This is a genomic window from Synechococcus sp. H70.1 (assembly GCF_047502705.1).
Classification (GTDB): domain Bacteria; phylum Cyanobacteriota; class Cyanobacteriia; order Thermostichales; family Thermostichaceae; genus Thermostichus.
Map to the genome: position 1 here is coordinate 26,446 of NZ_JANSIV010000075.1, position 8,045 is coordinate 34,490.

General features: G+C 58.5%; 7 protein-coding genes. 4 read left to right on the forward strand and 3 right to left on the reverse strand.

The window, feature by feature from the left end; translation table 11 throughout:
- Positions 1 to 702 precede the first annotated feature (702 nt).
- Entirely contained in the window at positions 703 to 1,119 is a 417-nt protein-coding gene (locus tag NW827_RS05415) for a hypothetical protein (RefSeq protein ID WP_414503424.1), read from the reverse strand.
- Between the two features lie 111 nt (positions 1,120 to 1,230).
- Between NW827_RS05415 and NW827_RS05420 the strand changes: the two genes are divergently transcribed.
- Positions 1,231 to 1,878 (forward strand): exopolysaccharide biosynthesis protein, encoded by a 648-nt coding sequence (locus NW827_RS05420; RefSeq protein WP_414404101.1) that lies wholly within the window; start codon positions 1,231 to 1,233, stop codon positions 1,876 to 1,878.
- Between the two features lie 65 nt (positions 1,879 to 1,943).
- On the opposite strand, the gene NW827_RS05425 is transcribed toward NW827_RS05420, so the two are convergent.
- Both NW827_RS05425 and NW827_RS05430 read right to left on the reverse strand, forming a co-directional pair.
- Positions 1,944 to 2,858 carry a S1 RNA-binding domain-containing protein gene (locus NW827_RS05425; protein WP_414503425.1) on the reverse strand — a complete coding sequence of 305 codons (915 nt, stop codon included), beginning with the start codon at positions 2,856 to 2,858 and terminating at the stop codon, positions 1,944 to 1,946.
- Positions 2,859 to 2,962: 104 nt separating this feature from the next.
- A complete protein-coding gene (locus tag NW827_RS05430; protein WP_414404181.1) occupies positions 2,963 to 3,403 on the reverse strand; it encodes an RrF2 family transcriptional regulator in 441 nt (146 codons plus the stop codon).
- Between the two features lie 132 nt (positions 3,404 to 3,535).
- Between NW827_RS05430 and NW827_RS05435 the strand changes: the two genes are divergently transcribed.
- From NW827_RS05435 to ppc, 3 genes are all read left to right on the forward strand, one after another.
- Positions 3,536 to 4,531 carry an AAA family ATPase gene (locus NW827_RS05435; RefSeq protein WP_414362118.1) on the forward strand — a complete coding sequence of 332 codons (996 nt, stop codon included), beginning with the start codon at positions 3,536 to 3,538 and terminating at the stop codon, positions 4,529 to 4,531.
- Between the two features lie 136 nt (positions 4,532 to 4,667).
- Positions 4,668 to 4,925, forward strand: coding sequence for a DUF3146 family protein (locus tag NW827_RS05440; protein WP_414404493.1), 258 nt, complete (start codon positions 4,668 to 4,670; stop codon positions 4,923 to 4,925).
- A 112-nt stretch (positions 4,926 to 5,037) separates the two neighbouring features.
- Entirely contained in the window at positions 5,038 to 7,974 is a 2,937-nt protein-coding gene (ppc, locus tag NW827_RS05445) for a phosphoenolpyruvate carboxylase (RefSeq protein ID WP_414404492.1), read from the forward strand.
- Positions 7,975 to 8,045 lie beyond the last annotated feature (71 nt).

The following is an 8,045-nucleotide window of genomic DNA, read 5'->3' on the forward strand; positions in this document are numbered from 1 at the left end:
ATCTTTTCTGCCAGTTGCTGAGCCTCGGCCTCACTGTAAGCTTCCCAAGCTATTATTGCTACTTGAGGAGTTGTGAGAGTGACGTAGTGATAAGTCATCTCATATCCATCGGAATCTGTTGGAGTTTCAGTTATGGTTCTAGCTCCTCTTACGTCATAATAAAGCTTGATCTGTTTTGGCAAAGGCAGCAGTGGCTGGAAGACTACTTCGCAGTCGAATGTACCCTGAGCAAGCCGATAGCAAGTGGAAGATAATAAGAAACAACGGAACTCTAGGCGATAAATGAACGCGCTTGCTGGGAGTTTATAGGACCCGGCTTCATAAGACTTGGCTCCGTCGAACTCCTTGTGCTTGCCCTCATTATTGCTTGCTGGTGTGACACTTGTCTGTTTTCCAGAACACAGAGCTTTGCTCGCTTTGAAAGCAAGGTTTGGACTTTTGAAGGGAAGGGGGCCACTCTAGAATTTACGCTAGCTAGCCTGGGCAATAGGCGTAGCTGGCTCTCCACCCCAATTAGCTAGCCCAGTTGTAAAACGGGCTGGTCGTCGGCAGGGGAAATCTGGGCTATGGGGCGCAAAGCAGTGGCGCTGTTTGTGGGTAAGTTGTTCCCAGTGCTCGGCAGCATCCGGCGAGCAAATGACCTCTTAGACAGGGCAAAATTCCCCTCCCTTTTCCCGTTTAGGCTTGGCTTGGTTTCCCTTTTCAGCTTCTGGGGGACAGCTGCTTTGGACAGGCAGCAAGGATGTGGGACTTGCTCAGATCCGGCATGAGGGTCAAGGCTCGTCGGGCATCAATTTGCCCTTCGCAAACTGCCTCTAGCACCTGTTCAGCCAGCAGGGAAAGAGGCATGTCGGCAGTTTCCTCCGGATCGGTTTTCTCGGAGATTTGGCGAACTCCCTGGGGCGGAGGAGGTAAGGTCGGCTCTGGCTGGGGAGGCAAGGTAGCGGAGGTGCCCACTTCCAGTTGGGCTTCAGCAAAGGTTGGGCTACTCCTCCCCAGCAGTAGGGATCCCAGCACCAGCCCAGCCATCCCCTGCGCTAGCAAACGCTTTGGTCCTTGGGCAAGGCCACGGCTGCCCACCGCCTTCTCCAACCGCTTACCAGGGGCCTGGCCGCTCATTTCCCCTCTCCCAAATCACCCCCTTCCTCAAGAGTCAAGATATCCAACAAACCCAGAATTTGCAGTAGGCTGGCGTTGGTCAACTTTTCCTACCCCAACTCTGTGCCTCCTATGGCGCGTTTATCCCAAGAGCTGGCCCGCTTGGCTGGCCTTGCCGACAGCCCGGAGCAGTCTGAGCTCCAAGTAGAGGGATCCCTAGAAGCAGCCATCTGCATTGAAGAGATTCTAAAACTGGCGGGTGAGCGCAGCTTTGGCTTGTTTTTGGCGGTGCTGTCCTTTCCCTCGGCTTTGCCTCTGCCGGCTCCTGGCTATTCCACTCCCTTTGGCGCGGTTATTCTGCTGCTAGCTCTCCAAATGCTGGCAGGGCGAGCCACTCCCTGGCTGCCGCCGTGGGTGCTGCGGACCTCCATTGAACGGAAGCAATTGCAAAAGTGGGTGCAGGCTGGGATCCCATGGTTGCAGCGCATTGAGCAAGTGGCCCGCCCCCGTTGGAAACAAGTCTGCACCAGTCGCCTCGGCCAGGTCTGGCTAGGCACCTGGATTGGCCTGATGGGCATTTCCATGATCATTCCCCTGCCCGGCACCAACACCCTGCCTGCGATGGGGGTCTTCGTCACCGCCTTCGGCCTCCTGGAAGAAGATGGGATCCTCTGCAGCCTGGGATCCCTGCTCTGCGTCGCTGCAGGGCTACTGACCACTTCCATTTTGCTCAGCCTGGGGTTGGGGGGGAAAACCCTTTTGGATTGGTTAAGGAGATAGCCAGCCCCTCCCACCCTGGAGGAGGCCCAGCTTGGCGGAGAGGCCAGCTAACTTGCCTGGCAAGCCTAGATGACCTTGCCATCGGGGGTAATCCTTCCCTTCAGCTTGCGGGCCCGCTCTTCAGCCTCTTCGATAAGGGTAGACAGTTGCTCCAACGCCTCGCCAGGGTATCTTTCCAGCACCCGCAGGGAGAGCGCTATCCGCCCTTTGGCCTCATCCACATCAATGACTACTGCTTTGATGGGCTGCCCTGGCTGAAACAAGTCGGAGAGAGAGGCAACAAAGCTTTGGCTGACCTGCTTGATGGGCAACAGCCCGCTGCCCCCCTCCTCCAGTTCCACGAAAACGCCAAAGGGCTTCAGGGCGCTGACCTTGCCCCGCACCACCTGGCCAGTGGTGTAGATCCCCAAGCTCTCTGCTTGTCGCGCTACTCGCTCGGAGAGCACCAGCTTCTTGGCAGCAGGGTTGACTTCCAGCAAGCTGGCGGTGAGCAATTGACCCACCAGCTCTTCCAGAGATCCGCGTTGGAGAAGATGGGAGCGGGGGATAAAGCCGCGCAGGCCCTGCACATCTACCACCACCCCACCTTTGTTGATGCCGATCACCGGCGCCGTGACCACCTCGCCTCTAGCCTGCTTTTCCGCTAGGTCCTCCCAAAGCCGCCTCAGCTGCAGCCGCCGTGCCGAGAGGAGGATCTGCCCTGCGGCGTCTTCTTTCAGGATAAGAAACTCGGCCTCGCTTTTGAGGGGAAACAGCTGGCTCAGGTCTTCCTCCGAGCCGATCCCCGCTTCTTTGAGGGGCAAAAAGGCTGGCGACTTGGCGCCAATATCCACCCAAATGCCGTCGCTCTGGTACTGGAAGATACGACCTCGCACCACCTGGCCCGGTCGGAAGTCAAGGCTTTGTGCCGCTAGAGCCTGGGCAAAGTCTTCTACAGAAAAGGTCTCGGCAGCTGGGGAGCGGGGGGAGCGCAAGGTCATGGGCAGAGTAGGGATTCAATGAGAAGCATCGCGCTCCAGAATAACCCAAAATGGAGTCAAAATCCCGGCCCTTCCTGTCCGCGTTGGCCTTTACTGGCTGTAGCTTAGATGTAGTACATCAGCCTGGCCTGTTGCCGTTGGGCCTGCCGGTCGCAAAGATCCTGCAGGGTGGTTTTTTGGAGAATGCCCACTGCTGCTGCTTGGGCCTCTTGCCAAGCTTGCAGGAGCACCTGACGCTCGGGGGTGAGATCGCCGCCAGGCCAGTCGCGGGGACGGGTGAGCTCTTCTCCCTCAATGGCCTGAATGATGTCCAACAGGGAGATCTGCCAAGGTGGCCGCGCTAGAAAGTACCCTCCTTTGGCCCCCCGCTGGCTGCGCACCAGCCCCTGGCGGCGCAGGGTGGCTAGCAATTGCTCCAAGTAGCGGTCGGGAATGGACTGATGGGCTGCAATTTCCTTGATCTGCAACACCCGCCCATCGCGGTAGTGCTGGGCCAATTCCAACAGCGCCAGGAGCGCGTACTCGCTTTTACAGGACAGTTCCAAAATACCCATCCTTAGCTGCAGGGATCAGGTCTATGATACTCCGGTTTTCCGCCGGAGTTTTGTGGGATCCTGCTCTGGGCGGGGGGCAGGATCGGGCTTATATGGTGGAATAGGCCCCTTGGAGGAGGGTTTATGGCAGGTGGGGGTACCCTGGCGGCGGGAGGGAGGATCCCGGCGGAGCGATGGCAAACTTTGCAGCAGCAGATTGGCAAGTTCATTGCCAATGTCGAATCGGTGTTCCAGGGCAAGTCCCAGGTGGTGCAGACAGTGGTGACGGCCCTGGTGGCAGAAGGCCATGTCCTGCTGGAGGATGTGCCGGGGGTGGGCAAGACGACATTGGCGCGGGCCATTGCCCGTAGCTTGGGGGCCAAGTTTCAGCGGATTCAATTTACTAGCGACCTCTTGCCGGCTGACATTCTCGGCCTTACCCTTTTCAACAAAGAAAAAGGGGAGTTTGAATTTCGCCCCGGCCCTATTTTTGCCCATGTCATCCTAGCTGACGAGATCAACCGCACCTCACCCCGCACCCAGAGCGCCCTGCTGGAGGCGATGGCGGAAAAGCAGGTTTCGCTGGACGAGTGCACCTACCCGCTGCCCCGTCCCTTCATGGTGCTGGCTACCCAGAACCCCTTGGAGTACCACGGCACCTATCCCTTGCCAGAAAGTCAGTTGGATCGGTTCTTGGTGCGGCTGTCAATTGGCTACCCCAGCCCTGAAGTTGAGCGGGCTCTGCTATTGCATCGGCAACAGGCGGATCCCGTAGAAACTCTCCAGCCAGTGCTTTCCCTAGCCGAGTTGCGGGAGATTCAGGCGGCAGTGGATCAGGTGTACCTGGAGGAATCCCTGGCCGACTATCTTCTCCAGGTAGTCCAGGCTACACGCACCTCCAAGTTGCTGCGGGCTGGGGTCTCCACCCGCGGGGCATTGGCTTTGGCAAGGGCAGCGCGAGCAAGGGCCTTGGTAAAGGGACGGGGCTTTTGCCTCCCAGAAGACCTGCAAGCGTTGTTTGTGCCGGTTCTGGCCCATCGCATTTCCCTAGCTGGAGCGGGGGAGATGGCAAGTAACAGACGGCAGGAAGCCGAAGCCATCATCCGCGACATCGTGGCCACGGTCGAGCCCCCGCTTTGAGAAAGACCCTGCTGAGCCATTCTGGGAGCCAGCCCAGCTTTGGCGGGATCTCCACCCGAGGGGGTACAGGGCCAGGATCCCTGAGGGGATGGCTCCAGGCAGTAGAGAATAGGGGAGAGGTTCTCCCTACTCCAGGATGAGCCAGCTACCTCAGACCACTGCCCATGTCCAGATTACCCGCCGCTCCTGGCAGGAGGGTGCCCTTGAAGGGGAAGTCAGCGCTAACGGTTGGGTTTGGTACTTTTGCTGGCACTTTCGAGGTGGGAACCTGAGAGTGGAGCCCTCAGTGGGGCGAGCCTTGATTTGCGATCCCTTGCGCCGTTTTTTGGAGAAATCGGATTACCTCCTCGAGCCTGGCAGCAACTACTCATTTGTTATCCGTAGCCGCCTCTAGGGATCCCTGGCCCTGCTGCCAAGAAAGCGCCCCTTTAAGGGTGAGGCGGGCTACCTCTGCGCTTCCAGCAACAGGCTCTAATATTGGGATGGTTGTTCTAGGAGCCGCCTCCATGACCTCTTCCTCCCACCTGACGACTGCAGAGCAGGCAGTGAGTTCTGCTAACGGCCTGAAGGAGGCCCCTCTCCTGGCGGAAGGGGATCCCTTGGGCCCGGCTCTCCCTAGGGACGAGGTGCTCAATTTGCGGAACACCTTGTTGAACCGGCGCCTGCAACTGGTCGAAGAACTTTGGGAAGCGGTAATCCTGCAGGAGTGCGGACAGCCTTTGGTGGATCTGCTGCGGCGGCTGCGCTCCATGTGTTCTCCTGAAGGGCAGGCTCTAGAATACCCCATCCCGGAAGTCTTCCAAATTGTTGAGCACCTCAGCCTTGAAGAGGCCATTCAAGCAGCGCGCGCCTTTGCCTTGTTTTTTCAGTTAATCAACATTGTTGAACAAAACTACGAGCGGGCAGAAGACTCCGATATGCGCATGGTGGACAGCCAACAGCGCACCGTGCGGGAAAACGAAAAATTTGAACGGCTCTTCCCTTACCTGCGGGCGCAGGGGGTACCGCCTGGCCTGCTGCGCCGCCTGCTGGAGCGGCTGCACATCCGCCTGGTGTTTACCGCCCACCCCACCGAGATTGTCCGCCACACCATCCGCGAAAAACAACGGACCTTCTCCCGCCTGCTTAGCCAACTGGACTGGGCAGAGCAATTCGACCCTCTGCAGGCTCAGATGTTGAGAGAACAACTGGCAGAGGAGGTTTTGCTGTGGTGGCGCACCGACGAATTGCACCAGACCAAGCCGACGGTGCTTAACGAAGTCGACTACACTCTGCACTACTTTGAGGAGGTGCTGTTTCAGGCCATCCCTCTGCTGCACGAGCGCCTCCGGCGCAGCCTGAAAACGTCCTTTCCCACTGTCGAGCCGCCGCCGGCAGGATTTTGCAACTTTGGCTCCTGGGTGGGCGGGGATCGCGACGGGAACCCCTCCGTCACTGCCGATGTTACCTGGCAAACGGCCCGCTACCAACGCAACCTGATTTTGGGCAAGTACATCGAGGCGGTGAAGGCGCTCACCAAAACCCTGAGCGTCTCTTTGCACTGGGGGGATGTGGACAGCCAGTTGCTGGATGCCCTTGAGCAGGATCGCCGCCTTATGCCGGAGGTTTACGAGTCCTTTTCGCTGCAGTATCGTCAGGAGCCCTACCGGCTCAAGCTTAGCTACATCCAGCGGCGGCTGGAGCTGACGCGAGAGCGCAACCGCCATTTGGCCGACTCTGCTTGCCTGCCTGTCCCGCCCCCTCTGGACAACGCCTACGCCAACGCCGAGGAGTTCTTGGCCGATTTGCAACTCATCCAAAGAAGTTTGAAAAACAGCGGCCTTTCCTGTCGCCAGTTGGACTACCTCATCCAACAGGTTCAGGTCTTTGGCTTCCATTTGGCCCACCTGGATATCCGCCAAGACAGCAGCTACCATGAGGCCGCTCTCACCGAGATCTTCGAATACTTGCGGATCTTGCCGCGGCCCTACAGCGAGATGACAGAGGCGGAAAAAACGGCTTTCCTCCTGCAGGAGCTGCAAACCCGCCGCCCCCTCATCCCTCTAGAAGCCCCCTTTTCTGAGAAGGCGGCGGAGCTGATTGCCACCTTTCGCACCCTGCGCCGGCTGCAGCAGGAGTTTGGCACGGCCATGTGCCAAACCTATGTAATTAGCATGAGCCGCCAGCTGAGCGATCTGCTGGAGGTGCTGCTACTAGCCAAGGAGGTGGGCCTTTATGATCCCATCAGCGGGCGGGGATCCCTGGCGGTGGTGCCGCTGTTTGAGACCGTTGAAGACCTCAAGCAGGCCCCAGAGGTCCTGCGGCAGTTGTTGGAAATTCCTTTCTATCGCCAGTACTTGGCCCAGCAGGAAAACTTACAGGAAGTGATGCTGGGCTACTCGGATAGCAACAAGGATGCTGGCTTTCTAAGCAGCAACTGGGAGATCTACAAAGCCCAGCAGCGGTTGCAAGCAGTGGCCGAGTCCTACGGGGTGAAGTTGCAGATCTTCCACGGCCGGGGTGGCTCAGTGGGGCGCGGAGGAGGGCCAGCCTACGAGGCAATTTTGGCCCAGCCTGGGCGCAGCGTGGGGGGCCGCATCAAGATTACTGAGCAGGGAGAGGTGCTGGCCTCGAAGTATTCCCTCCAGGATCTAGCCCTTTTTAACCTAGAAACCGTTACCAGCGCCGTCATCCAGGCCAGCCTGCTGCGCACCTACCCCGATGACCTGCACGAGTGGTCGCGCCTAATGGAGTCGCTAGCAGAGCGCTCGCGGCAGGTGTACCGCAACCTGGTCTACGAGCAGGAAGGCTTTGTCGAGTTTTTCCACGAGGTCACTCCTATCGAAGAGATTAGCCAACTGCAGATTAGCTCTCGCCCCGCTCGCCGCAGCGGCAACTCGAAAGATATCAGATCCCTGCGGGCCATTCCGTGGGTGTTTAGCTGGACCCAAAGCCGTTTTCTCCTGCCAGCCTGGTATGGAGTGGGTACTGCCCTCCAGGAATACGCAGCCCAAGGTGAGCACCACCTCACCCACCTGCAACACCTCTACCGCGAGTGGCCCTTCTTCCGCATGGTGATCTCCAAGGTGGAGATGACTCTGGCTAAGGCAGATTTGCAGATTGCCCGCCACTACGTGCAGGAAATGAGCTCCCCTGAGCGTTTGCCGCGGGCGATGGAGCTGTTTGAGCTCATTGCCCAGGAAATGTACCGCACCCGCGAGATGGTTCTAAAAATTACCGGCCACAGGGAGCTACTGGAAAATGATCCCTACCTAAGGCGCTCCATCCAGTTGCGCAACCGTTCAATTGTGCCCTTGGGTTTTCTGCAAATCTCCCTACTCAAGCGCCTGCGCGGCAAGCAAAACTCCCCTCTTTACCCCAGCCAGCACAGCCGCGCCGAGCTGCTGCGGGGGGCTCTCCTTACCATCAACGGCATCGCTGCTGGCATGCGCAACACAGGCTAGCGGAGAAGGGATCCCTTCTCTCTAGGAACTGCTGGGGCAGCTAGAACAAGTCGTCCTCGTATTCCTCCGGC